Source organism: Mesorhizobium sp. M2A.F.Ca.ET.042.01.1.1, assembly GCF_003997405.1.
In the GTDB taxonomy this organism is placed as follows: Bacteria; Pseudomonadota; Alphaproteobacteria; order Rhizobiales; family Rhizobiaceae; genus Mesorhizobium.
The window spans coordinates 1-23,812 of the sequence record NZ_RZRX01000085.1; the positions used below are offsets into that span (position 1 = coordinate 1).

Consider the following 23,812-nt stretch of genomic DNA (forward strand, 5'->3'; position numbering starts at 1 on the left):
GTTCTGCGCGTAGTTCGAGGGGTCGAAGACGATGAGGGCATGCGCGGGCGTGACCATGATCGGCGAGAGCGCGATCGGCGTGGCCAGTAGTGCGGTCGCGGCAAGGACGGCACGCAAGCGGGGGCGATGACTGGGCGTCATTCGAAATTCTCCTGTTCGATGGCGGCGGGGGTGCCGGGCGCCTGGATGTCGGCCGGCGTGACATTGGTGAGGTTCGCGATGAGATCGGCGGCCCAGGCGAGGTCGTGGGCGTGGAGCCATGCTGTCAGGAAGCCATCCGTGCCGGCGCGGGCATGGACCTCGTTGATCAGCGCCTGGTCTTGCTTCGATGAGGCGGCGCAGAGCGCGAGGGCGACTTCGGACAGGCCGAGCTCGAATAGACGGTTGCCCTGGCGCGATTGGCAGTAGTAGTCGCGCTTGGGTGTGGCTCGGGCGAGGATCTCGATCTGCCGGTCGTTCAAGCCGAAGCGGCGATAGATCGCGGTGATCTGTGGCTCGATCGCCCGTTCGTTCGGCAAGAGCAGCCGCGTCTGGCAGCTTTCGATGATCGCCGGTGCGATGGCCGAACCGTCGATATCGGAGAGCGACTGCGTGGCGAAGATGACGCTCGCGTTTTTCTTGCGCAGCGTCTTCAGCCATTCGCGGATCTGGCCGGAAAAGCCGTCATCGTCGAGCGCGAGCCAGCCTTCGTCGATGATGATCAGTGTGGGCGAGCCGTCCAGATGGTCCCCAATGCGGTGGAAGAGATAGGCGAGCACCGCGGGTGCCGCGCCCGTGCCGACCAGTCCCTCGGTCTCGTAGGCCTGAACGGAGGCCGATCCGAGACGTTCGGATTCCGCATCCAGCAGGCGGCCATAGGGACCGCCGATGCAATAGGGGCGCAGCGCCTGCTTGAGGTCGTTCGACTGCAACAGCACGGTCAGACCGGTGATGGTGCGCTCGTGGACCGGCGCGCTGGCGAGCGAGCTCAACGCCGACCAGAGGTGCTCCTTCACCTCCGGCGTGATCTGAATGCTCTCCCGAGTCAGGATCGAGACGAGCCAGTCGGCGGCCCAGGCGCGTTCCGGCACATGATGGATGCGGGCGAGCGGTTGGAGCTGCACGGGCTCTTGCACGTCGACACTCAAGCCGCCGCCGAGATCATGCCAGTCGCCGCCCATCGCCAGTGTCGCGGCGCGGATCGAGCCGCCGAAGTCGAAGGCGAAGACCTGGGAGCGGCGATAGCGGCGGAACTGCAGCGCCATCAGCGCCAGCAACACCGACTTGCCGGCGCCTGTCGGTCCGACGATCAGCGTATGGCCGACATCGCCGACGTGAAGCGAAAGCCGGAACGGGGTCGAGCCTTCGGTCTTGCCGAACAGCAGAGGGGGCGCTGCAAAATGCTCGTCCCGTTCCGGTCCCGCCCACACCGCTGACAGCGGGATCACGTGGGCGAGATTGAGGGTGGAGATCGGCGGTTGCCGGACATTGGCATAGACGTGGCCCGGCAACGAGCCGAGCCAGGCGTCGACCGCGTTGATGGTTTCGGCCATCGCGGTGAAATCGCGGCCCTGGATGACCTTTTCGGCAAGGCGCAGTTTTTCGTCGGCAATGCGCGGATCGGCATCCCAGACGGTGAGCGTCGCGGTGACGTAGGCCTGGCCGGCATAGTCGGCGCCGAGTTCCTGAAGCGCGAGATCGGCATCGGCGGCCTTGTTCGCGGCGTCGGTGTCGACCAGTGCTGACGCCTCGTTGGTCATCACCTCTTTGAGGATCGCGGCGATCGATTTGCGCTTGGCGAACCATTGCCGGCGGATCTTGGTGAGCAGCCGCGTGGCGTCGGTCTTGTCGAGCAGGATCGCGCGGGTGCTCCACCGATAGGGGAAAGCGAGCCGGTTGAGCTCGTCGAGAATGCCGGGCGTGGTCGCGGTGGGAAAACCGACGATGGTGAGGATGCGAAGATGCAGATCGCCCAGGCGCGGGGCGAGGCCACCGGTGAGAGATTGATCGGCGAGCAGGGCATCGAGATGCATCGGCGTTTCGGGAACGCGCACGCGATGGCGCTTGGTCGAAACGCAGGCGTGGAGATAAGTCAGCGTCTCGGCGTCGCTCAGCCAGTCGCAATCGGGCATGAAGCCGTCGACAAGCTGGAGCACGCGATCGGTGCGGTCGATAAAACCGGTGACGACTTCCCGCGGATCGACTCCGGACTCGGCCTTGCCTTCATAAAGCCAGCCTTCCGCGCGCGCGGCGTCTTCGGCCGGCGGCAGGAAGGTGAAGGTCAGGAAATAGCTCGACTCATAATGTGTGCCGGCTTCGTCAAAGGCGGCTTTGCGCTCTGCATCGACCAGCGCGGATGCCGCGTCCGCGAAATGGCTGTCGGGGTAGGGGCCGGCGGCATGGCGCTGCGCTTCGACGAAGATCGCCCAGCCGGAGCCGAGGCGACGGAAGGCATTGTTGAGGCGGCCGGCGACGGCGACGAGCTCGGCCGCGACGGCGCTGTCGAGATCGGGGCCGCGGAAGCGGGCCGTGCGCTGCAGGCTGCCGTCCTTGTTGAGGACGACGCCGTCGCGCACGAGTGCTGCCCAGGGCAAGAAGTCTGAGAGCCGCGCGTTGCGATTGCGATATTCGGCAAGGTTCATCATCGCGACGGCCTCACGCTCTGAGGTGGCCGGGAATGCGCAGATGCCTGCGCACCACCTCGACGAACATCGGGTCCCGCTTGGCAGCCCAGACCGCAGCGAGGTGGCCGACGAGCCCGAGCGCGATCCCGACGATCCACAGCCGCAGCCCGAGGCCGAGCGCGGCGGCGAGCGTGCCGTTGAGGATCGCGATCGAGCGCGGCGCACCGCCAAGCAGGATGTGCTCGGTCAGCGCGCGATGGACGGGGACCGCGAAGCCGGGAATTAGTTCCTCCATCACACGAGCGCTCCGCCGCCGAAGGAGAAGAAGGAGAGGAAGAAACTCGACGCCGCGAAGGCGATCGACAGGCCGAAGACGATCTGAATCAGGCGACGGAAGCCGCCCGATGTGTCACCGAATGCCAGCGTGAGACCGGTCACGATGATGATGATCACTGCGATGATCTTGGCGACTGGTCCTTCGACCGACTGCAGAATCTGCTGAAGCGGCTGCTCCCAAGGCATCGAGGAACCGGAGGCGTGCGCCGTTGGCGCCAACGCGAGCGACATCAGGGCGACCGAGCAGAAGGCCGGGATACGGCGTGCTGCACGGGTAAAGGACAGGTTCATTTGGAATCTCCTTGGTTTCTGGTGGTGATCGGGGTGATCCGGTAGTCGCCGTCGGGACCGAGGCCCTCGACGCGGGTGAGTTCGGTGAGGCGCCGCTGCGTTCCCCGGCCGGCGAGTACGGCGACGAGATCGATCGTCTCGCCGATCAGGGCGCGCGGGACGGTGACGACAGCTTCCTGGATGAGCTGCTCGAGGCGGCGCAGCGCACCGATTCCGGTGCCGGCGTGGATGGTGCCGATGCCGCCGGGATGGCCTGTGCCCCAGGCTTTGAGGAGGTCGAGGGCCTCGGAGCCGCGGACCTCGCCGACTGGAATGCGGTCGGGGCGTAGGCGCAGCGAGGAGCGCACCAGATCGGAGAGTGTTGCGACGCCATCTTTCGTGCGCATGGCGACAAGGTTCGCCGCTGCGCATTGCAGCTCGCGCGTATCCTCGATGATGACCACGCGATCCGAGGTCTTGGCGACCTCGGCGAGGAGAGCGTTGGTCAGCGTCGTCTTGCCGGTCGATGTGCCTCCGGCAACGAGGATGTTGGCGCGGGATGCGACAGCCTCGCGCAGGATCATGGCCTGGTCGGCATTCATGATCCCGGCCGCGACGTAATCGTCGAGCGTGAAGACGGCGACGGCGGGCTTTCTCACCGCAAAGGTGGGAGCCGCGACAACAGGGGGCAGGAGCCCCTCGAAGCGCTCGCCTGTTTCCGGGAGTTCCGCCGACACACGCGGATTGCCGGGATGAACTTCGGCGCCGACATGATGGGCGACGAGACGGACGATACGTTCGCCGTCCGCCGCCGACATACTATAGCCTGTGTCCTCAAGCCCTCCGGAGAGGCGGTCGATCCAGAGCCGCCCGTCGGGGTTGAGCATCACTTCGACGATGGACGGGTCTTCGAGAAATCCGGCGATGGCCGGTCCGAGCGCGGTGCGCAACATGCGCGCACCGCGTGAAAATGCCTCGGAATGGGTTGGTGAAGTCGCCACGTTGTCCCCGTTCTCCTGGCGGTGGCGCGACGCGCGACCCTGGATCGGGGATGATTAAAAGAGCCATATATTGGGCTGCTTCAATAGAATTAAGCTGCCGTCGTGGCGTAGCGTGCAAATACAGGAAAACGGCGGAGTTGGTGCTCAATGACGAGACGTCTGGTGATCGATAGCAACATGATGCGATCGCCGATTCTAAGGGATTATCTCGAAGGGTCGGAATTCAATTTGGCCGTCATTCCCGATGTTATGTGGATCGAAGCGTATAAGTCTCGGACGGTCGAATCCATTGCCAGTACCCTGTCGGTTGTGGGCGCGCATTCTGATCAGGTTGTCATCCTGAAAACGTCCGGTGAGATCGCATTGCTCGATCCCGGACTTGGCATGACAGAAGCCACGATGAGGGATCGGCAGGGACATGATCTGAAAGAGATGATGGAGGCATTGGAGCTTGCTAGGGCAGGCGACCGAGGTATCCTCGAACAGTTGGAAATGCAGTGGTCTCAGGCGACGAGCCTTATGGGAGGCATGCTGGAGGGCACGGTCGATATCCTGCAATCCCTACCCGAGATGGCAGAGGTTTATACGGCCGATGAAATACGTCGGTTCCGGACCTCAAACAAATTTACTCAAAGCATGTTGGAGAAAATATTCGGATCCGCCGAACAGATTTGCGAGACGCTGTTCGCATCATACGGGCGGGTTCCTCCAAGTGATCCGCGCTTGCGATTGGACACTTACCTGTATCGTTTTTCTCTAGCGATCATGATGTACATGATCTGGTGGTTACGGAAAGGGAGCCAGATCCCGAAACGACACGACAGAGCGCATAACGATTTTATCGATCTGAGCTTTGCGGTTCACGCGACTTATTTCGATGGGTTCATGACAGAGGATGAAAAGGCAAATTGGATGTACACGCAGCTTTCCGGTGCTTTGCACGCAGTACGGGCGGCTGCTTGAGGGCAAGTGCTATCTCTCTGCGGTCTGGTGATATTTCGTAATCGATTTTCGTTTAAATCGCTGTCTCCATTGAGATTTTACTGAATACTATTGAACGGAATGCAATGCTACGTCACTTGCTTGATAAGGGAATCCAGCTGCTCAAAGGGGTTCTCAAGAACAGACTGAAGTTCACAATCATCTTGTTGTCGATCCTGATGATCGCTGGCTATTTCGGACGAAATAACCTTTCGATCAGTGGGCGATACAGTTGCGGGCCGCTCAACACGGTTACAGCGCAGGATCGGGCAAAGCAGAATACACTGGTGGAAACTGATGCCATGACGGGCCTGCTCCACTCAGCTGCGGAGAAGATCATCGCACAGTACCCCGATCCCGCTGAGGCTTGGTGCGAGTCGAAACGCATTCGAAATGTAAGGATAAAGGTCGGAACGTTGACTGAAGTCGATCGCAACGTGGAGCACTACCTTTGGGTTCGCGCCTTCGTTGCCTACGCTGATCACGCTGACGTTTGCAGTCGATGGATTTTCTCAAAGGTCGTAGCAGTTCCGGCATATTCGGTCGTGAAACTGCCTGACTGGATCCTGGGTGGCAGCCCTCCGACGTGGGCGGAATTCGCAGGAGGCCTAGCTGGGGTCGATGCCGGCTACGACTACGCCATAGGCGCCGGCCTTGTCGCGCCGGGACAGTGGTGTAGCTGGAAGAGCTAGCATCGGTGGCTGAACGCGGAGAAAGAACCTTGAGCGGGACACTAGTCTGCCGGAATTGACGGCGCTTCCGCGGACACATCGTCGGGAATTTCCCTCAGGAAACTCTGCCCTTTCTGCAGCCGCTTGCCGAGCGTTTCGACGAAGCCGTCGAAGCGCTCGCGTCCCTTGGCCTGCGCCGCCGCCTGGGCGTCGGGCGGCAAGGGCGGCGTGATCGAAAGCCAGAACCGCACGAAGAGCGCCAGCGTTTCGGCGGTGATGCCGAGATCGCGCTCCATGCGCTGAACTTGCCTGGACAGCCTGTCGAGCCGGCGGGCGAAGGCTGCTTCGCGGGCATCGGCATGGTCGGGTGAGAGGAACGATGTGACCGCCGCCTCGACGATCGCGGATCGCGGCAGTTTCTTGCGGTCGGCCAGATCGTTGATGCGCTCGATGAGTTCGACGGGGAGGGTGAGATTGAGACGGTCGCGCATGTCAGAGCTCCATCCCGTCGCTGGGATCGAGCGAGACCTGGCGGGCGATGCCCGTCATCTGGCGTCGGAGCGTCTGGCGTTGGCGCGCGACGTCTTCAGGCTCGTCGTCGAGGATGTGCGCGAATTCCTCGGCCGGTCGCAGGTCGGCGGTCTCCTTGACGATGGCGACATGGTCGGGAAGCTCGGGCTCGCGACGCAAACCCGCATTCGCGTTGTCGGGGGCGTGCGCCGCCATCAGCGCAGGATCAGGTGTCTGTGGCTGGAGCGTCGACCAGCCATCGGTATGACGGGTGCGCCCGGACTTCTTCGGATCAGGCGGCGGCAGCACGCGCTCCCGGAAGCGCGCATCCTCGTAATAGCGTGCCTTCTTGGCGCGAACTGGCGGCGTACCGGCGACCATGACGATCTCGTCGGTCGGTGGGAGCTGCATGACCTCGCCGGGCGTCAGCAGGGGTCGGGCCGTCTCCGAGCGCGACACCATGAGGTGACCGAGCCAGGGGGAAAGACGGTGGCCCGCATAGTTCTTCATCGCCTTCATCTCGGTCGCCGTGCCGAGGGCATCCGAGACGCGCTTGGCCGTGCGCTCGTCATTGGTGGCAAAACTGACGCGGACATGGCAATTGTCGAGGATGGAGTTGTTGGCGCCGTAGGCCTTCTCGATCTGGTTCAGCGACTGGGCGATGAGGAAGCTCTTGATGCCGTAGCCGGCCATGAACGCCAGCGCGCTCTCGAAGAAGTCGAGGCGGCCGAGGGCGGGGAATTCGTCGAGCATCATCAGGACGCGGTGCTTGCGTTCCTTGGCGTGCAGATCCTCGGTGAGTCGTCGGCCGATCTGATTGAGGACGAGGCGGATCAGCGGCTTGGTCCGGGAAATATCCGAGGGCGGCACGACCATGTAGAGCGTGGCGGGCTTGGCCTCGGTGGTGAGGTCGGCGATACGCCAGTCGCATCGGCTTGTCACCGCGGCGACGACCGGATCGCGATAGAGGCCGAGGAAGGACATGGCGGTCGACAATACGCCGGAGCGCTCGTTGTCGGATTTGTTGAGGAGCTCGCGCGCCGTCGAAGCGACGACGGGGTGAGGGCCTGCTTCACCCAGATGCTTCGTCGTCATCATCGCGGCCAGCGTCGCCTCGATCGAGCGTTTGGGATCGGAGAGGAAGGCAGCGACGCCGGCAAGTGTCTTGTTCTCTTCGGCATAGAGGACATGCAGGATCGCGCCGACGAGAAGCGAGTGGCTGGTCTTTTCCCAGTGATTGCGTTTGTCGAGCGAGCCTTCGGGATCGACGAGGACGTCGGCGACATTCTGCACGTCGCGCACCTCCCAGTCGCCGCGGCGGACCTCGAGCAGGGGATTGTAGGCGGCCGAGTTCGGGTTGGTCGGATCGAAGAGCAGCACGCGGCCGTGCCGGGAGCGGAAGCCGGCGGTGAGTTGCCAGTTTTCGCCTTTGATGTCGTGGACGATGGCCGAACCCGGCCAGGTCAGGAGCGAGGGCACGACCAGGCCGACGCCCTTGCCAGATCGCGTCGGGGCAAAGCACAGCACATGCTCCGGTCCATCGTGGCGCAGATAGTCCTGTTCCAGCCGGCCGAGCACCACGCCATCGGCTCCGAGCAGACCCGCCGCCTCCACCTCCTTCTTCTCGGCCCAACGCGCCGAGCCGTAGGTGGCGACGTTCTTGGCTTCGCGCGCTCGCCAGACGGACATACCAATGGCGACGGCAATCGCGATGAAGCCACCGGAGGCGGCGATGAAGGCGCCCTTGTTGAAGATGTCGGGCGCGTAGGCGTCGAAGAAGTACCACCACCAGAAGAAGGCGGGCGGATAGTAGACGGACATGCCGGCGAGCTTGAACCAGGGTGTTCCGAGCTGCGCCTGAAACCCGAGTTGCCAGGCGACATATTGGGTGGCGGCCCAGGTGGTGGCGATCACGATCAGGAAGACGACGGTGATCTGGCCCCAGAGGATTTTGGTCGCGGACATGACGAAGCCCTTTCTTGTCGTTGGTCAGATGCCGAGATCGCGCTTGCGGCCGATCGCCCATTCGATGCCGCCGCCTTCCTTGGCGACGCCGGCGACGTGCTGGCCGAGTTTGCGTTCGAGGTCGCGCGACCAGGGAACGAGCTGGAAGCCGAGTCCGTCATCGATCATGGCGAAGCGGCCGGAGGAGAGGGCGAGCCGCTGGCGCACGACGCCCGCGACATGCTCGCCGGCCTGTGCCTTCAGATGCGGAAGGCCGGTCTCGGCCGAGAGCTTCTCGCCGACGGCATCGAGCTCGCGGCGGCGCAGCGTGGCGAGCAGATCGCGCTGCATGACAATGCGCTGACCGTCACGGCGGGCGAGACCCTGATCGGCGAGGTGCTCGGCGCGGGCTTGCATGGCTTCGCTCACCTCCCGCCCGAATCCTGCCTGCGAGAGCGGCATCGCCACGCGCTCCACCAGGCGATGGTCGAGCCAGGTCGCGCCGGGTGCGGTGACCTGCGCCGGAAGATCGAGATCCGAGCGCGTGGCGAGCACGAGCGCCGGATGACGATCTTCGGGACCACTGAGGCGGCGAAGCTCGACGATACCGCCATTGGCCGGAGCATGCTCGAAGGCGTCAATGCCGCGAAAGCGGACATGATGCGCGCGCCCGTCGACACCGTCGATGATGGCATAGGCTTCGCCGCCAAGCTCGTCGTGCAGGCCGCGATCGACGAGGCGGCCGATGATCGGCGCCTTGGACGCGCCGGCGTCGATCACGAAGTCTGAGAATCCGCGATCCTGGCCATGACCGGCAAAGGCGCGATGCATCGTCTTGATGATATCGCCGCGCATGCCGAGATCGCGCAGCCTACGCTCGGCTTCGAGCCGGACCACCCATTGGCCAGGGTCGCCCTGGACTGCGAGGCCCATCTTTTCGAGATGCTGGAGGCGGCCGACCATGAGGCGGCGCAGTTCGGGATCGGAGGGGCCGTGCTGGGCGGGCCTGAGATCGACATAGCCGGTCTCGTCGGCGGCGCGCTGGATCTCGCCATCGATGCGGGTCCAGCGCTCCGCGGTGATTTCCTTTTCGAGCGCGTTGCGGATCTCGTGCTCTGGCTTCGGGCCGAGCTCGATGTCGACGAGATCCTCGGCGCGGGAACGCAGGCCACGGCTGATATAGTCGCGCGAGATCACGAGATCGGCGCCGGTCTCGTCGACGCCGCGCACCAGAAGATGGACATGGGGATTGTCGGTGTTCCAGTGATCGACTGCGACCCAGTCGAGGCGTGTGCCGAGATCGGCTTCCATCTGCCGGGCGAGATCGCGGGTGAATGCCTTGAGGTCGGTCATCTCGGCCGCGTCCTCGGGCGAGACGATGAACCGGAAATGATGCCGGTCGTCCTTGCATCGCTCGGCGAAGGCGAGATCGTCGGTGCGATCGGCGTTGGCGTCGAACATGACGCCTTTCTCGCCGTCGCGGCTCACGCCCTCCCGCTTGAGATAAGCGAGGTGGCTGGTCAGCGGCGCGGAGCGGTATGCCTTGCCGGTATGACGGGCGATGCGCGCCTTGATGACGACGCGGCGCTGTGACGAGAAGAGGCGGGAGCGGCCGAAGACGTTGCGGCCGCGCCCAAAGGTCGAGTGGCCGAGACGACGGCCAGCCCTGCCCGCGGGCGCGCCGCCCGCGGTATGGCCGGCGCGCTGCGCGGCTGAGAGAACCTGATTGACGAAGCTCTTTGTCCCTGGTGCGCGCGTCGAGCGGATGCGGCCGGGCTTGATGCGGAAGTCGCTGTCGCGCTCGCTCATGCCGCTGCTCCGATCGGTGCGGAAACCGCGCTGTGCATGTCGGAGCGTTGAAAACGCTCGGAAAATCCGGGCAGTATGCCCGCGACCGGCCGGCATGCCCGCCAAAACGCAAGCCATGCCAATGGCTTACAGCGTTTCGGGCAGGCCCTTTTATCTCGCCCTAATCTGTCGTGTTCTCCTGCGCTCCTCCTGATCCGCGCCGATCCTTTCCGAACCTGCGCCAGACCACGCCAGCCTGCGATCCCGGTCATTTCGGACCTCCTGCACCGCTGCGCACGGCGAAGAGGCCGTTCGAGCGCGGCGTGATCGCGGAGACTTCGCGCACCGTGGCGCTGTCGGCGGCCGCGGTGACGGTGCTGTCCGACTGCGCTGGCGTTGCCAAAGCAACGCGCACAGCGGTGTCAGCGAAGAGCGGTGCGCGACGCCAGGGCAGCGTGTCTGCCGCGATCGTGGCGACGGGTAACGGCGTCGAACCTGTCAGGGTCTCGCCGCCGATAAGAGGGGCGAGTGCCGCGACATAGGCGCGGGTTTCGGCCGGCAATGGGCGTCCGGATAGATAGGCTTCGTAGCGCCCCGGTCCCGCATTGTATGCAGCGAGGAAGCCGGGCGAACCGAAGCGGTCATGCAACTCGCGGAGATAGGCCGTGCCTGCAAGGATATTGTCGCGCGGATCGAAGGGATCGCGTCCGAGTGACCAGCGGGCGCGAAGCTCTTGCCAGGTATCGGGCATGATTTGCATAAGACCGCGCGCGCCTGCGCTGGAAACCGCACGCACGTCGCCTGCGCTTTCCTGGTTCATCACGGCGCGGATCCAGGCGCTGGGAACGCCGAATCGTTTCGACGCCTCGGCGACATGGGCGGCGTAGGGATCGGCGCGAACGGTCGCGGCGGCGGTGTCAGTCTCGGCGATTGCCAGCGTGGTTGAGCAGGCCGACAGGATGAGGCCGGAAAGGAGAAGGAGCGTCGCCCTGCCTGCGGAGTTTCGCCAGGGAGCCGCTGGGCGGCTGCGGCGGGAACGCAGCCGTGGAACGGTGAGGATGTCACGGCAAGGCATGGCTTATGCCTTCTCGCCGCGTTCGCGCGGACGGCTCCAGTGCAGTGTCCATGACGTCGGATCGTCGCCATTCTGGAATAGGCGCGCCCGGATTGGCTCGTCGAAGGTTGGGTCGTCGAGCTGGAGCGAGATGTATTCGCCGGCCTTGTCGCTGCTGCGCTTCCAGCCGGCGCCGACCTCGGGACCATCTTCGGCACCCCGCAGGACGCGATAGTCGGGCGCGTTCTCGGCGTCGCTCGCCTCAGTGGATATGATGGTGAGTTCGAGGTTGAGTGTGAGGGTGTGAACGCGGCCGAAGAAGCCGTTTGCCTCGCGTCTGAATTGTCCAATCAATGCCATGGTCGAGATCCTTTCTGTTGCTGCGGTGGTGAGGGGACGGCGCCACAGACGCCGCCTGTCGCGCGCTCACCGCGTGGGCGCGCGCCATTCGAAACGGCCGTCGCCTTCCTCGTCGGTCCACAGCGGGGTCGCGCGGCCGATGATCCGGTCGGTGGAGAGGAGGCCGAAGTAGCGACCATCGAAGCTGTCGCGGACTTGCTCATTCATCAGGAAGATTTCGCCGGCCGGGATGCGCAGGCAGCCCCGCCAGGCCGGCAGCGGACGGTCGGCGCGATCGCGGTCCAGCGCGGAGCCGGCCTGGATGCCGTCGACGGTGATGGTGAGGTTCGAGCGACAAACGGTTTGTCCCGAGACGCCACGAACGCGCTTGAGGAGCGGCACGCCCTTCGGCAGATAGCCGCGCTCGGCGAGAAACGAGGCGAGCGGTTTGGGCGCGTCGACGGCGACAAGATCGGTGACTTCGAACGGGCCGTCGAAGTCGATGGTGTAGAGTCCGATCGGCACGCTGGCCGAAGCGTTCCAGATCAGCTTGATCGGCATCGGCGTAAGTGCCGGATAGCCGACGCCCATCGTCGCGAGTGCCGTTGCGAGGACGATCCCCATGCGGCTCATGGCTCGACCCTCTGGCGTAGGAGGAAGGCGCGGTGCTGGTCGAGGGTGTAGGCGCGCGGCTCGTGGCCAGCGGTCAGCCGGTTATGAACATGCCGCCAGTAATCGGGGGATGCCGCTTCGGGATCGATGCCGAGGCGTTCGACGGCATCGATCGCCTGAAGCACGTGCTCGACCTTCGGCCAGCCTTCGATCTTGAGCAGGATGTCGCCGCCGGGGCGCACGAATGGCAGCGTCTGATAGGCTTCGCCGCGGGCGATCACGCGCACGATATCGATCCGCGAGATCACCGTGCCGAAGTCGTTGGAGGCCCAGCGGACGAAGGCGAAGATGGTGCCGGGCCGGAACGAGAGAATGCGGCGGCGACGATCGATGTGCTGATCGTGTGCTGCGGTGCCGAAGCGAATCCAGTGCTCGATCTTCTTCTCGACCCAGGTCAGCTCAACATGGGTGAGGGTGTCTGTCGGGAGCGCGGCCAGCGTCGGGCCGCCGCGCATGCGGGGGGCCGCGATGCCGGTCATGGGGTGTCTCCTTCAGGGTTCGGGAATTCGCGCGCGAGCAGTTCGCGCAGCATGTCGGCGACTGTCACGCCGCGCCGGAACGCCGCGATCTTGATCCGTCCGCGAAGCGCGGGCGTGATGTCGACGGTGAGCCGCGCGGTGAAGTGCTGAGCTTCGGTCGGCGTCTGGGCGGGCGTATCGGCCGCCTTGATCCAGCTATCGGGATCGGCGGGACGCGATGCGAAGCCGCGGCGCGGGGATCGCTCGTTCATGGCGCGACCCTCGTGATCTCGCTGACGAGCGCGGCGATCTCGCGCGCGGCAGGCCCGTCGTCGCCGATCTCGAAGGCGAGGCGGCCGGATTGAGCGGCGTCGGCATAGATGACGCGCTGACCGATCGTGGTGCGCAGCACCGGCGGATCGTGGTCGGCGAGCGTCTCGGCGGTTTCGCGCGCGATGATGGTGCGGGCGCCACAGCGATTGAGGACGAAGCGCGCCCTGAGTTCGGGCCGGTAGATGCGCGCCTCGGAGAGCAGCGCCAGCATCTCGGCCGACGCCCAGCCGTCGAGCGGCGACGGTTGCACAGGGATCAGCACCAGATCGGCGGCAAGTAGCGCCGAACGCATCAGCCCGGCGACGCGCGGCGGCCCATCGATGACGATGTGGTCGACATCACGCGCGAGCTCGGGTGCTTCCCGGTGCAACGTGTCACGGGCGAGACCCACGACGCCGAACAGGCGGGGGAACTGTTCACGCGCTCTCTGCTGCGACCAGTCGAGCGCCGAGCCCTGCGGGTCCGCGTCGATCAGCGTGACGCGATGTCCCATTCTGGCCAGTTCCCCGGCGATGTGGAGGGCGAGCGTCGTCTTGCCGACACCGCCTTTTTGATTGAGCAGTGCGACGATCATGACGCGCCCCCAGCCATGAACGCGTCGCGCCAGTCCACGATTAAGGGAAAACGAGTCTCCGACTTAAGGAGCAAAACAGTGTCGGATTGCCTGCAGTTTCCGGCTCTTGAGCCATCGACGCTTGGGTTATCCTCAAGCGTGAAAAAGCGGGGTGGCGTTAGAAAGATTCCGAAGGAATCTAGGTTAGATAAGTTACGGCCGCCGCAAGCCATTGAATCGGGACGATGAATCGCCGATTCCGGTCCCCGATAGCACGAGGATCGGGTCCCCGATGGCACGATAGGGGCGGTCCCCGATAGCACGAGTGAATTCACAGCTTATCCCCAAAGCGCGTTGACGATTTCCGTCGCGGACGCGGCGGGGTGAAAAAGGCGGGATCGGTGGCGATGAAGGCGAGGACATCGGGACCGTCGGCCTGCTGCTCGATGGCGAGCCGGTAGCCGGGGAGGGGCTGGCGCTTGACGATTTCGCGCAGGTCGTAGGCGAAGTGTTTGAGCGGCGAGAGGCTGCCGGACTTCTGATGGAGATGGGCGAAGTCGAAGCTCCAGCCGAAGGACTGGCGTCCGCCATGTTTGCGCACGACGCGATAAAGCCAGCGCTCGAGCCCGCCGGTCAGGGCGAAATACGCCCGGTCGATGGTGAGCACGAGTGCGTCATCGAGGACAGCGCGATAGAACCAATCGGGCAGGATCAGTTCGACGCCGATGGGGCGTCCGTCGCGATCGGTCTGCTCCTGCCATTCGTTGATCCAGGAGAAACGATGGCGGCGGCCCTCGGCCGGCTGGCGGATCGAGGTTGCGACAGTGGTCGATTGCAGGCGGTCGAGCGCTGCCTTCAGGCGCTGGTAGTCGCGCAAGCTGACGCCGCGCCCGATGAAGGTCAGGATCTCATACGGCGTGGTCGCCATCAGCCGCGAGGTGCGTAGTCCGGCATCGCGCGCATTGACGATCTGGCTTGCGGCCCAGATCAGGATGTCGGCATCCCAGATCGTCGCCATGCCGTGATCCGGCACGGCCTCGACGCGGATGATGACGTCGCCGGCCTTGAAGTCGATCGGCGCGGTGCGCTTTGATTTTGCCAGAGAGAAGAACGGATAGGCCATGAGATCCTGCGCATCACGGGGCGCGAACTCACCGGGAAGCGCCTGGAACAGATCGAGCTGTCCGCGTTCCGACGGTGGGCGAGAGCGCGCCGACAAGGGGAAGCCGCCGCGCGATCAGCGGGCGTAGCGACCGGCGTGGACCGGCGTCATCGTCTGGCGTTTGGCGGGCAGGACGTTGCCGCCGCGCGGATCGGAGGTCGACGTAACGGCGCCGCGATCTGCCCAGGCTGCGAGATCGTCGATGGCGTAGACGACGCGGCCGCCGAGTTTGCGATAGGCGGGGCCGGTGCCATAGGTACGATGTTTTTCGAGCGTGCGCGCCGACAGGCTCAGAAACGTTGCGGCTTCCTTGGTGCGCAGGAAGCGTGGCGGGATAAGGGCTATATCGGGCTGCACGATGCGGGCCTCCGTGGGTTCGTTGCGGCCGCTGGAGATCAGCGGATGACGAAGGCCACGATGGCGAAGCAGGATCGGCGAGATGCAGTGGGAATTTGGGCAGGCCAAATTCCCACACCGGCCGTGCCGGAAACCGTGTCAGGATTTGCGACGATGACGAAGCAGGGCGCGATAGCCGCCGGCGATCATGGCGTTGCCATCCCGGATCAGGTCCATGACGGCGAAGCGTTCCGGCGCGACCTGCCATTCGTCGCGTGTTGGCCGCGCCAGGCGGAAGATGACGACGGCGATGTCCATCTGGCTGGCGCCGCTGCGAAGGCCATCGACGGCCTGGAGCATCCGGCGTGCCCGTCGGCGCTGCTGGTGTGTCATGCGCGTGTCGGGCGGAACGGCACGGCCATGCAGGGAGGCAAGTAGGCGCAAGACGGCTTCCGCCCGTCCAAAGCCGCTGGCGTCGATCGGGACGAGAGCAACGAGTGACTCGGCCACTCTGGCCTTATCCACGCGCAGGATGGTGAGGTGCTTGCCACCGCCGAGGTCACGCCGGAGGTGCCTGCCGGCATCCTCGTCGCGCTTTATTGTCCCGAGCGTCTGCGAAGGCGCCGCGCCATTCAGGATAGGCGGGCTGGTGGCGAGGATCACCGATCCGGTGTCCTCGTCCGGCTGCCAAATGACAGAGGTTTCAGAGGCTTTGAAGGCTGGCTCGACAGGGAAATCGCAAGCCCCACCTGTCGCGGATATGCTCGATCAGATCGGCGCTGTCGCCGCTGGAGCGAAGGAGGCGGGTGTAGTCGGCCCGATAGAAATCATTACGGCGGAGCCATTCCCAGCCGATTTCGGGGGAACTGAGATCATCAATGTAGTCGTAGCTGGGCGTATCGCTCCAATTCGCAGAGCTTTCAGGCATTCGAACTCTCCACTTTCCACCGCTAGTAGTAGTTCGAATACGATTCCCATCTGTCGGCCCGCCCGCTAGCCGGAGGTGCAGTCAACAGGTGTTGCCGTGGCAGCATCACCCTGCCGTTCAGTGGCGGGTGCCTTCGCGGACGAGCTGACGATAGCCGTGCTCCGTCATCCAGCGGGCGCGAGCCAGATGGCTGTCATGGATGCCGCGTGCCCGTTCCGGCTCGGAGTTCGCATCCAGCCCGAACAGCACCTGAACCACTTCCCGCCAATCGGCTCTTTCCCGATCAGCGTCGAGCAACCGCATATAGAGTTTCATATGCGTGCGGTCATATGGCGTGAGCTCGTCATCGGATGGAGCGATATCCTCAAACGGTTCGGTCATCGCGTACTTTTTCCTCCGCCACATCGAGATTGCGATGGCATACTTCTACGGAGGCTTTGTGGGAAACGAATGGCGTCCAAAGGGATCGGTTGGCCCTGCTGCCGCATCGTGCGAATGCAGTGCATCAGCGCTGTTTGTTCCCTTGGTCATTGACGAGCAGCACACCTTGTCCGCGATCGGTGGACAAAAGAACGATGCCTGCCCCCTCAAGGGCCCGTCGAACCTGATCTCGCGTCGTCTCATACACCTCGAGACCGCTTTCGGATTCGAGGCGCTTCAACGCGGTCAAAGATATGCGGGCCTGTTCAGCGAGCGTCTCCTGTGTCCAGCCAAGCAACGCGCGCGCGGCCCGAGATTGTCGGGCGGTGATCATGCATGATCACCTCCCATCTGGACCGACGCGCACGCCAGAACTACGGCTATAATAGTCGTTCTTGGCGCTCGGCGCTACCCGTTATGGCGTTGGGAGACACTCTTTCCTCGCTTCCTCCGGCGACTGATTCGCTTTGGTCCGCGATATGCGCAGCAAGTGTCTCCGGTGATGTGTCGCGGATTTGCGCTGCGTTGCAAGAGTAGGCCCCGCCCGGGTGACCGGGCGAGGCGGCTGCGGCTGACTTAGTCGCCGTTGCGACGGCTTGGGCGAGACCAGATCAGGGTGTAGCCTTCGCCTTCCTCGTCATCGAAGAGGTTGGCGAAGATCGGAGCGTTGAAGCTCGGGTCGTCCAGCTTGAGGCCCAGATAGTCGCGGCCTTCGTTGGAGCGTTTGGACCAGGCGGCTCCGATCTCGGCGCGGCCGACGAAGACCCGGTGGCTGGGGGCGTTCTCGCCGGTGGCGCGGGTTTCGGGGACGATCCGCACGCCGCGGGCCTGGACGCTGAGGGTGACGATTTCGCCGGTGAACTCTTCGCCCGACTTCTTGAAGGTGCCGATGGTCGCCATGGTGTTTCTCCTCGATCCTGTCTGTTTCGAGCCCCGCACCATTGCGGTCTCGATGGTGATCACGCGGACGGAGGCGATCGCCGGCGCACCCTTGGGCCGCAGCAAAGCGGAGGATGGCGCGGGAGCGACTTTGTTGTTGCGCGAGGAATGGCGGCGCAGCCGTCAGGGGAAGAAAGTCGCGGAGCGCTGTTGCGTCACAGGCGTTCGAGGCTTTAGCCGGTCTTCGGCCAGATACACCCATCGATGAGACCGCTTCGGTGCGCTCGCTATGACGGAAGGGGATCGAGGGGAACGAGCGTGGCGTTCTCGCGCGACCTCAATGCTGCGGGCAAACCAAGTTCACTGCCGATCGGCCGGCGCCTCCAAGACAGGTCAAATTGCCGGCTTCGTTCCGCATTCCCCCGTCTGCAGAGCCCTGTCCATCGGCGCGGTGTGATGGCGCATCGAGGTGGAACTGTCGTAATCCCTGGCGCTGTGCCGACGGCCGACAACGGGGCACAACGACGCCTCACCAAAAGTCGCCGCTCCCTTTCGGTCTTCCTATAACGAGAGGCACAGGGCTCATCTTGTTCTGGTCCGTGCCGTCAATTCGATGAGGCGGGTATGTGGAGCTGGCCTTCTTCGGTCATACCGGGCTTGGCCTAAATCTGAGGCGCGAGGGGAGGCAGAACGCGGTTCGAAAGACACTATGTTATATGGCGGCCTTCATGCGCCGCGCGTGGCCCGTTGATCCGTGCCATCGGCTGCGGTCATACCGATGAGACGCGTGAGGGCGGTGATGCTGATGGCGATCGCCCCGACGCATGAGAATGTAATCTGCCAGCCGTCCGAGGGCATCAGGTGTTTCACGATGCCATGGGTCGCGGCATAGCCTGCGATGGCCGCTGGCGTCATGAACGCGAAGGCGATCAGCAGCTTTGCCCAGATCGGCCGAAAAAAAGCGAGAAGCAGATGGCCTGCACCGAAGGTTGCGCAGGCTGTGAGCAGACCGACGACGGTGCCGCCGACAATGCCGGCTCCGCTGGCGTGCGCCCAAAGGCCGGCATTCACGCCGATGAAGGCGGGTAGAGCGAATATCGCGAGCGAGAACATCAGCCAGCAAAGTGCAATGATGGCCGTGATCGAGCCGATGATGGCGAGAATAATCATGGTGGTTGTCTCCGTGAGAAAAGATCAGAGGGTTGCGCCTTCCACCACCACCGCGGCGCGGCCTGCACTTTAGCGAAAACGAGGCGGGAAGGGGAGCGGCATTCACCGCTCCGCCGGTCGTGGTGCGCCATTTCATGCGGCATGAGGGTCGATTTCATGGACGATCTCCAAGAGGTCGCCGTCGTATTCGTCGGCAGGAGTGACCGAGAGCGAGCCGTCGCCCGCGCGGAAGATCACGACGGCGACCATGAGGCTGGCGGCTAGGCTGAAGGCGAAGGCGTTTGCATCGGCGAGGGACATCGATCCGGCTCCTGATTGAGCGGAGGTCCATCCCCCGCTGACAGGCGCCCGATGTGTTCGGCCGATGGCCGCAATCACCGCGCTGGCGCAGCCGGCGCGGCGGCACGCTATGCGTAGTCCGACCCTTTAGGGGTTGATGGCGACAGGCCATCGGCTGAACCAAGGATTGGCGACATGAAGCGGGGGATGGGTCCAACTCGAACCGAGGTCGGGGGAGGGTTGGCATTCCGACGCACATCGCCTGGAAACCCTATTCGCCTGCGGTCGTGCGATTGACCGCCCTCAGCTGCCGTCGATAAGTAACAGGTCGAAAGATCGGAATCGCACACGAGGTACGACGGAGAAAATGAACCGGAAGGTCGTTGACAGCAACGCAATGCAAACTGACTTGCTGCGATCGTATCTCAGCGCCTCCCGAAGCAACTTTGCGGTGCTTAACGATTATGCTTCCATGGAAGCATATAAGGGAAATACACTCACATCAATTTACCGCTCAATGGAGATCGCCAGCGAATTTCCCAGGCAGATGATCGTGTTGAAACCGACAGGCCGGATTTGCGCTCTCCTTGGGCGTAGTCAAGGTCTGCGGCGCCGGATGATAGACGAACGGCAGACGCGAGAGTTCCCGACGTTTTGCAAACGGCTGCAGGCCGCCCGCGACGGAGACACCTATTTTCAGGCGCAACTCCTTGAGAGCGGTCGTGTCGCCAACGATCAGATGGATCGCATTCTCGCAAGCGCGCCGATCCTGCCGGGCGCCATCAAGGAGCTTCGGAAGACATTCAGCCCCGAAGAACTGAAGGCGATTCGGCTGGATGAGCCGTTTCCGCAGACGCTCATTGAGAAATCAATGAAGTTCATCATCGATCTGACGTTCTACACGATACCCAACCACCCCAGTCCGCCAGCTCGAATCCGGTCGGTGGATGAGCTTCAGAACACATTCCTGTTCCGACACTCGGTCGTGACATTTGTGTGGTCGTTGGATTGGATTGCTCGGGGCGGCGCCAACGGCGCGCGGCCGGATCGAATGCGAAACGACGTCGTCGACGTAATCTTCGCAACCTATGCGACGTTCTTTGATGGCCTGATTTCAAATGATGAGAAGGCGCAGCGCATCTATCGCGCAGCGCAATTCATTCTGTCGATGCTGACCGGTGCGAAGGCGGCGCGGCTTGTCAGATAGCGACGATGGCGCTCACGCGCCATCAAACTCCGGAGAAGGACGCGGAGCTTTTCGTGGTTGCGCGCAAACGATCCCGCTCGCCCGTGGTCAGGCTGAGTGGGCTTTGCGCGTTCCTGCTTCTGTCAAGAACTGGTCCTCGAGATAGTCCATCGCCGAACGAAGTCCGGATACCTGGAGTGTCTTGACGTGCTCAACAACGTGGGCCGGGAGCACCGCGCGAAGCAACTGATCACACCCGCTGTCGCTCCGCCAATCGACATATCGCTCTTGCTTGAATGAATTCGTGAGCATGAGCGCTGAACGTCCATACAAAGCCTGGATAACGAAGTAGATGGACCAAAGCCTTTGGCTGACAAATGGCCTTTCCGTAGTTGCGTTATCACCACCTGCCGCCGAAATTTTTTTCACAGCAGCACGCATATCTCGAAATTCGAGGATGGTATCCATCATTGGATGGTCATCCGCGCCTATGAAATAGGAGTCCATCTCCTTCGGAAGAAGGATCGTGTCGACAAAAACGACCGAGCTGAATTCAGCAGATAACCTTCGCAGGATTTGCCACAGGTTTTCCACGGCCTGAATTTGGCGCTGGTTAAGCAGACCGTTACCGGCCTCGCCGGCTTGGACCGTGATGCTGTTGGCATGCACTGTATGGGCCGAGAGACCACCGGCCTGCCCGACGGTCGAGACGTTTTGCTGGAGGGAGATTGCGATCCGGGCAACCTCTTCCTCGGGGACCGTCGTCGCGTTAGCCTCGTGGTCCTGCTTGATCAGCAGAAGACGTTCGACTGGATACGAAATTTCATCGTCATCAATCACCGTATGGTGGGTTGGACACATCAAGATCAAGTTGTCTCGGTGATGGCGCTCGGTGGCCGACTGCGCTGAATTGTAACGAGCGCTTCCCGGCCGAGCTCCTTTGATATGGCAAACCTCACCGACGAGCGTGTTATCGAGCGCCATCGGCGCTTTGCACTTTGGAAAAGCACAACGATTGCCGGATTTCGCAAATAGAAGCTTTATATCGGTAATACTTGGACCGCTTGTCGGCATAATCTGCTCCGGGCCATGAGGCTCTGGTGGTGTTCGGACCTTTGGCATCAAGAAAACGCAACAATATCGATCGCCCTCTATTGACGGCTAGTGGTTCCGGAAGATTTGCAGGACAAAATTCGGCAGCGCCTACGCGCCGCCGAATTTCCAGACCGGGATGCCAAGCTTCTTCGCCTTGTCGGCGAGGTTGTCGTTGATGCCGGTTCCGGGGAAGTGCATGACGCCCTTCGGCACGATGTCGAGCATCTCGTCGTTGCGCTTGAAGGGTGCGGCCCGGCCATGTTTGGTCCAGTCGGGTGCGAAGCCGATCTGCGGGACGTTGCGATTCTTCGCCCAGAGCGAAGCGATATTTTCGGCGCCCTTCGGGGATTTGCCGTGAACCAGCACCATGTCCGGGTGCTTCTGATGGACCTGATCGAGCTTGGCCCAGATCAACCGATGGTCGTTGAAATCCAGTCCGCCGGTGACGACGATCTTGGGTCCCGGAGGAAGGAGCACTTCCTGCTCGGCTCGCTTCTTGGCCGTGAGGAAGTCACGGCTGTCGATCATCGCCGAGGTCAGGTTGCGGTGATTGACCCTTGAGCCGGTGCGAGGAAGCCACGGTTTGCCGATCTGGCGCTCGTAGTGTTCGGTGGCCTGGTCGCGCATCAGCTCGAAGGCGTTCTGCCGTTCGATGAGCGTCTTGCCCTCGGCGATCTGGCGCTCGAGTTCGACAGATTTCACCTCGCTGCCGTCCTGCTGCCGCTGCGAGCGCTTCTGCGCCTGCTCGTTGTCGTCGAGTTCGCGGGCGATCCGCTCGGCGGCGCGGTGGAAGATGTTGACGGTCGACCAGAGGAGATCGTCGAGGTCGGGTTCGAGGCGGGTGTCCTCCAGGGTGGAGATCAGGGCGTCGAAGATGTCCGCGACAGCGCCTGCGACCTGATTGCCGTTGGGCAAGAGACGCTGGTCGGGCTCGTCGGCGAAGGGGCGGTAGCCATGGAGCTGCAATTCGTTGAGGACGTGATCCGTGGATGACGATTCATGGTGGGGTTCGTAGTCGTCGTGCTCGCGCATGGTTTGTTCCTTTGGCTGGACCGCGACCGTCGCGGCCTTCATGGCGACGGAGCCCACAGGCGGAGCGGACTGCACCTGGCGCCAAGCGCCGGGCCGGAGCGACAGCGGAGGATGCCGGAGGCCGGCTATTTTGGTTCGCGATGGAAAGCGGCCGATAGGCCGCGCCGGAAAATAGCAGGCCGCAGGCATTGCCTGTCCGAACCGCATGTGGGCCGATCGCCCTCTCCAAGGCCAAGGCGCGGTCCTCTCCAAAGGATCGAGCATCCATGCGTGCATGATGGCGGCGCGAACGCCGCCACCGTTCAGCCCGTGATCTACGCCGCCAGCAGCATGAAGCGGGCGACATCCTGCGGTGCGAGCTGCACCCGGATATGCGCCATCAGCGCATCACGGCCGAATGTGCGGAGATCCTCGTTGAAGTCCCCGAGCGAGGGGGACAGGGCAATCGCCTCGATCCCGACCGCGTTCGCCCGTTCGATAAGCGTGTTCCGCGCACCATCCCCGGCGCGATCATTGTCGCTGATGACATAGAGCCGGCGCAGCGCGTCGTGGAAGTCGATGGCAGCGAGGTGAGCCGCGGAGAGTGCCGCCGCCGCCGCCATGCCGGGCATGACCTCACGGGCGGAGAGCACGCTTTCGATGCCTTCGCCTGCCGCCAACACGTCGCCGGAGAGCCCGAAGCGGACCGCGTGCCCAAGAAGGTCGCCCATCGCTTTGCGCTGAATGTCGATCGGCGCCTTGCCGGAGCCGTCCGGGGCGAGCCAGGTCCGATGCGCGCCGGTGGTTCTGTCGGAAAGATCGGTGACGACGCCGATCATTGCCGGCCATGTCTCGGTCGGGCTGTGCTCGTCGGGCCGATAATAGCAGCGAGGATGGAAACGCAGGTTTCCGCATCCGTGCAAAGCCGAAATGCCGCGTCCGCGCAAATACGCTTCTACGAGCGTGCCGCCGATCGGCTGACACATAGCAACCAGCCGGCGTGCTGCCTCGGCCGACCCCGATGGTGCTGGCGTGCGACCGGGCTGTTTCGGTTGCGGTTCGGGATCGGGATGCGGCAGGCTGAGAAACTGTCGGGCCTCTTCGGCGACGTCGGCAAAGTCGATGAGACCGAGCGATTCACGGATGACGTCGAGCAGATCACCATGTTCGCCGGTCGCCGCGTCGGTCCATTTGCCAGCAGGGCCTTTGGTGCTCTCCTTCAGCCGCACAAACATGGATTGGCCGGGCGTGTTGCGAACATCGCCAACTTGCCAATAATTGCCCTGTCGACGGCCGGCGCTGAGATAGCGTTCGCACACCGCCTCGGCCTGTCGGCCGAGGCGGTGTGCGAGATCGGAAGCATCGCGGCGGGCCATCACGCAGCCTCTCGCTCGCCGATGCGGACCGCCGGATAGGTGTCGAGCAGCTTGCCGAGCACTGCCGGTCCCGTGGTGTCGATCGGCACGAAGAACCGCAGCGACCACGAGATAATCTCGGTGAACAGGCCATAGGCGCGAAGGCGGTCGCGCATGTTCTCGGTGAAGCCGGTCAGCTCGATCCGGTTCGCGCCCATGACGCGCGCGCGGCGAAGCTGAAGTCCCTCGGTCAGGTCGAGGATCGTCCGCCCGTCGATGAGCGCGGCATAGGCATCGTCGGCGCCGAGGCTGGCCGCGTCGGTCGATGCCGCATTCGCGGCCCAGGCCGGCGAGACGCGGCGACCGATGATACGCTCGCCATCGTCAGTCTGGAGCCGATAGACGCGGGTCGACTCGTTCGGCAGGCGTTTCCATACCGGCAGCAGCAGGCCAGCGGCGATATGGGTCGTGCTTTCGC

Annotated in this window: 29 protein-coding genes and 2 pseudogenes; 4 read left to right on the forward strand and 27 right to left on the reverse strand. The window is 63.5% G+C overall.

The window, feature by feature from the left end; all coding sequences use genetic code 11:
• From EOA23_RS36475 to trbB, 5 genes and pseudogenes are all read right to left on the reverse strand, one after another.
• Positions 1-141, reverse strand: a pseudogene (locus EOA23_RS36475) (P-type conjugative transfer protein TrbJ); the annotation flags it as partial.
• Positions 138-2,624 (reverse strand): conjugal transfer protein TrbE, encoded by a 2,487-nt coding sequence (gene trbE / locus EOA23_RS15055; RefSeq protein ID WP_127304698.1) that lies wholly within the window; start codon positions 2,622-2,624, stop codon positions 138-140. The pseudogene EOA23_RS36475 and the gene trbE, both read right to left, overlap by 4 nt.
• Before the next feature lie 10 nt (positions 2,625-2,634).
• Positions 2,635-2,898 (reverse strand): VirB3 family type IV secretion system protein, encoded by a 264-nt coding sequence (locus EOA23_RS15060; protein ID WP_127304721.1) that lies wholly within the window; start codon positions 2,896-2,898, stop codon positions 2,635-2,637.
• Entirely contained in the window at positions 2,898-3,230 is a 333-nt protein-coding gene (locus EOA23_RS15065) for a TrbC/VirB2 family protein (RefSeq protein ID WP_127304699.1), read from the reverse strand. Before EOA23_RS15065 ends, EOA23_RS15060 begins: the two co-directional genes overlap by 1 nt.
• A complete protein-coding gene (gene trbB, locus EOA23_RS15070) occupies positions 3,227-4,162 on the reverse strand; it encodes a P-type conjugative transfer ATPase TrbB (RefSeq protein WP_127304722.1) in 936 nt (311 codons plus the stop codon). The genes EOA23_RS15065 and trbB overlap by 4 nt, the downstream gene beginning before the upstream one ends.
• A 210-nt stretch (positions 4,163-4,372) precedes the next feature.
• On the opposite strand from trbB, the gene EOA23_RS15075 reads away from it, so the two are divergent.
• Positions 4,373-5,173 (forward strand): hypothetical protein, encoded by an 801-nt coding sequence (locus tag EOA23_RS15075; RefSeq protein WP_127304700.1) that lies wholly within the window; start codon positions 4,373-4,375, stop codon positions 5,171-5,173.
• Positions 5,174-5,277: 104 nt separating this feature from the next.
• The gene (locus EOA23_RS15080; protein ID WP_127304701.1) at positions 5,278-5,883 is read left to right on the forward strand and encodes a hypothetical protein; all 606 of its coding nucleotides are present in this window, start codon (positions 5,278-5,280) and stop codon (positions 5,881-5,883) included.
• A gap of 41 nt (positions 5,884-5,924) precedes the next feature.
• On the opposite strand, the gene EOA23_RS15085 is transcribed toward EOA23_RS15080, so the two are convergent.
• From EOA23_RS15085 to EOA23_RS15160, 16 genes are all read right to left on the reverse strand, one after another.
• Positions 5,925-6,353 carry a ribbon-helix-helix protein, CopG family gene (locus EOA23_RS15085; protein WP_127304702.1) on the reverse strand — a complete coding sequence of 143 codons (429 nt, stop codon included), beginning with the start codon at positions 6,351-6,353 and terminating at the stop codon, positions 5,925-5,927.
• Between the two features lies 1 nt (position 6,354).
• A complete protein-coding gene (locus EOA23_RS15090; RefSeq protein ID WP_127304703.1) occupies positions 6,355-8,337 on the reverse strand; it encodes a conjugal transfer protein TraG in 1,983 nt (660 codons plus the stop codon).
• A gap of 24 nt (positions 8,338-8,361) precedes the next feature.
• On the reverse strand, positions 8,362-10,125 hold the full coding sequence (locus EOA23_RS15095; protein WP_127304704.1) for a DUF3363 domain-containing protein: 1,764 nt from the start codon (positions 10,123-10,125) through the stop codon (positions 8,362-8,364).
• A 247-nt stretch (positions 10,126-10,372) separates the two neighbouring features.
• Complete coding sequence (locus EOA23_RS15100) at positions 10,373-11,179, reverse strand: lytic transglycosylase domain-containing protein (RefSeq protein ID WP_127304705.1); 807 nt, start codon at positions 11,177-11,179, stop codon at positions 10,373-10,375.
• A 3-nt stretch (positions 11,180-11,182) separates the two neighbouring features.
• Positions 11,183-11,518: a DUF736 domain-containing protein gene (locus EOA23_RS15105; protein WP_127304706.1), complete on the reverse strand. Its 336-nt coding sequence runs from the start codon at positions 11,516-11,518 to the stop codon at positions 11,183-11,185.
• A 66-nt stretch (positions 11,519-11,584) separates the two neighbouring features.
• The gene (locus EOA23_RS15110; protein ID WP_127304707.1) at positions 11,585-12,130 is read right to left on the reverse strand and encodes a S26 family signal peptidase; all 546 of its coding nucleotides are present in this window, start codon (positions 12,128-12,130) and stop codon (positions 11,585-11,587) included.
• On the reverse strand, positions 12,127-12,648 hold the full coding sequence (locus tag EOA23_RS15115; RefSeq protein ID WP_127304708.1) for a DUF2840 domain-containing protein: 522 nt from the start codon (positions 12,646-12,648) through the stop codon (positions 12,127-12,129). Before EOA23_RS15115 ends, EOA23_RS15110 begins: the two co-directional genes overlap by 4 nt.
• Positions 12,645-12,899, reverse strand: coding sequence for a hypothetical protein (locus tag EOA23_RS15120; RefSeq protein WP_127304709.1), 255 nt, complete (start codon positions 12,897-12,899; stop codon positions 12,645-12,647). Before EOA23_RS15120 ends, EOA23_RS15115 begins: the two co-directional genes overlap by 4 nt.
• Positions 12,896-13,534 carry a ParA family partition ATPase gene (gene parA, locus EOA23_RS15125; protein ID WP_127304710.1) on the reverse strand — a complete coding sequence of 213 codons (639 nt, stop codon included), beginning with the start codon at positions 13,532-13,534 and terminating at the stop codon, positions 12,896-12,898. Before parA ends, EOA23_RS15120 begins: the two co-directional genes overlap by 4 nt.
• Positions 13,535-13,844: 310 nt before the next feature.
• Entirely contained in the window at positions 13,845-14,732 is an 888-nt protein-coding gene (locus tag EOA23_RS15130) for a replication initiator protein A (protein WP_127304711.1), read from the reverse strand.
• An 18-nt stretch (positions 14,733-14,750) separates the two neighbouring features.
• Positions 14,751-15,032 carry a helix-turn-helix domain-containing protein gene (locus EOA23_RS15135; protein WP_127304712.1) on the reverse strand — a complete coding sequence of 94 codons (282 nt, stop codon included), beginning with the start codon at positions 15,030-15,032 and terminating at the stop codon, positions 14,751-14,753.
• Positions 15,033-15,170: 138 nt separating this feature from the next.
• Positions 15,171-15,674: a DUF2285 domain-containing protein gene (locus EOA23_RS15140; RefSeq protein ID WP_245474171.1), complete on the reverse strand. Its 504-nt coding sequence runs from the start codon at positions 15,672-15,674 to the stop codon at positions 15,171-15,173.
• A gap of 40 nt (positions 15,675-15,714) precedes the next feature.
• Complete coding sequence (locus EOA23_RS15145) at positions 15,715-15,939, reverse strand: DUF6499 domain-containing protein (RefSeq protein ID WP_127304713.1); 225 nt, start codon at positions 15,937-15,939, stop codon at positions 15,715-15,717.
• 117 nt (positions 15,940-16,056) lie between these two features.
• A complete protein-coding gene (locus EOA23_RS15150) occupies positions 16,057-16,320 on the reverse strand; it encodes a DUF2285 domain-containing protein (protein WP_127304714.1) in 264 nt (87 codons plus the stop codon).
• Positions 16,321-16,444: 124 nt separating this feature from the next.
• Entirely contained in the window at positions 16,445-16,693 is a 249-nt protein-coding gene (locus tag EOA23_RS15155; protein WP_127304715.1) for a hypothetical protein, read from the reverse strand.
• A 242-nt stretch (positions 16,694-16,935) separates the two neighbouring features.
• Positions 16,936-17,259 carry a DUF736 domain-containing protein gene (locus EOA23_RS15160; RefSeq protein ID WP_189341614.1) on the reverse strand — a complete coding sequence of 108 codons (324 nt, stop codon included), beginning with the start codon at positions 17,257-17,259 and terminating at the stop codon, positions 16,936-16,938.
• Between EOA23_RS15160 and EOA23_RS35685 the strand changes: the two genes are divergently transcribed.
• Positions 17,249-17,506 (forward strand): hypothetical protein, encoded by a 258-nt coding sequence (locus EOA23_RS35685; RefSeq protein WP_189341615.1) that lies wholly within the window; start codon positions 17,249-17,251, stop codon positions 17,504-17,506. The genes EOA23_RS15160 and EOA23_RS35685 overlap by 11 nt on opposite strands.
• Positions 17,507-17,964: 458 nt before the next feature.
• On the opposite strand, the gene EOA23_RS15165 is transcribed toward EOA23_RS35685, so the two are convergent.
• Entirely contained in the window at positions 17,965-18,408 is a 444-nt protein-coding gene (locus EOA23_RS15165) for a hypothetical protein (RefSeq protein WP_127304716.1), read from the reverse strand.
• Between the two features lie 132 nt (positions 18,409-18,540).
• Entirely contained in the window at positions 18,541-18,708 is a 168-nt protein-coding gene (locus EOA23_RS35690) for a hypothetical protein (protein WP_189341616.1), read from the reverse strand.
• Between the two features lie 346 nt (positions 18,709-19,054).
• On the opposite strand from EOA23_RS35690, the gene EOA23_RS15170 reads away from it, so the two are divergent.
• Positions 19,055-19,894: a hypothetical protein gene (locus tag EOA23_RS15170; RefSeq protein WP_127304717.1), complete on the forward strand. Its 840-nt coding sequence runs from the start codon at positions 19,055-19,057 to the stop codon at positions 19,892-19,894.
• 87 nt (positions 19,895-19,981) lie between these two features.
• On the opposite strand, the gene EOA23_RS15175 is transcribed toward EOA23_RS15170, so the two are convergent.
• From EOA23_RS15175 to EOA23_RS15190, 4 genes and pseudogenes are all read right to left on the reverse strand, one after another.
• Complete coding sequence (locus EOA23_RS15175) at positions 19,982-20,947, reverse strand: HNH endonuclease (protein ID WP_127304718.1); 966 nt, start codon at positions 20,945-20,947, stop codon at positions 19,982-19,984.
• Between the two features lie 129 nt (positions 20,948-21,076).
• The gene (locus EOA23_RS15180) at positions 21,077-22,000 is read right to left on the reverse strand and encodes a DUF2493 domain-containing protein (protein ID WP_127304719.1); all 924 of its coding nucleotides are present in this window, start codon (positions 21,998-22,000) and stop codon (positions 21,077-21,079) included.
• Positions 22,001-22,314: 314 nt separating this feature from the next.
• Complete coding sequence (locus tag EOA23_RS15185) at positions 22,315-23,355, reverse strand: toprim domain-containing protein (RefSeq protein WP_127304720.1); 1,041 nt, start codon at positions 23,353-23,355, stop codon at positions 22,315-22,317.
• Positions 23,355-23,812: pseudogene (locus EOA23_RS15190) on the reverse strand (methylase); the annotation flags it as partial. The pseudogene EOA23_RS15190 and the gene EOA23_RS15185, both read right to left, overlap by 1 nt.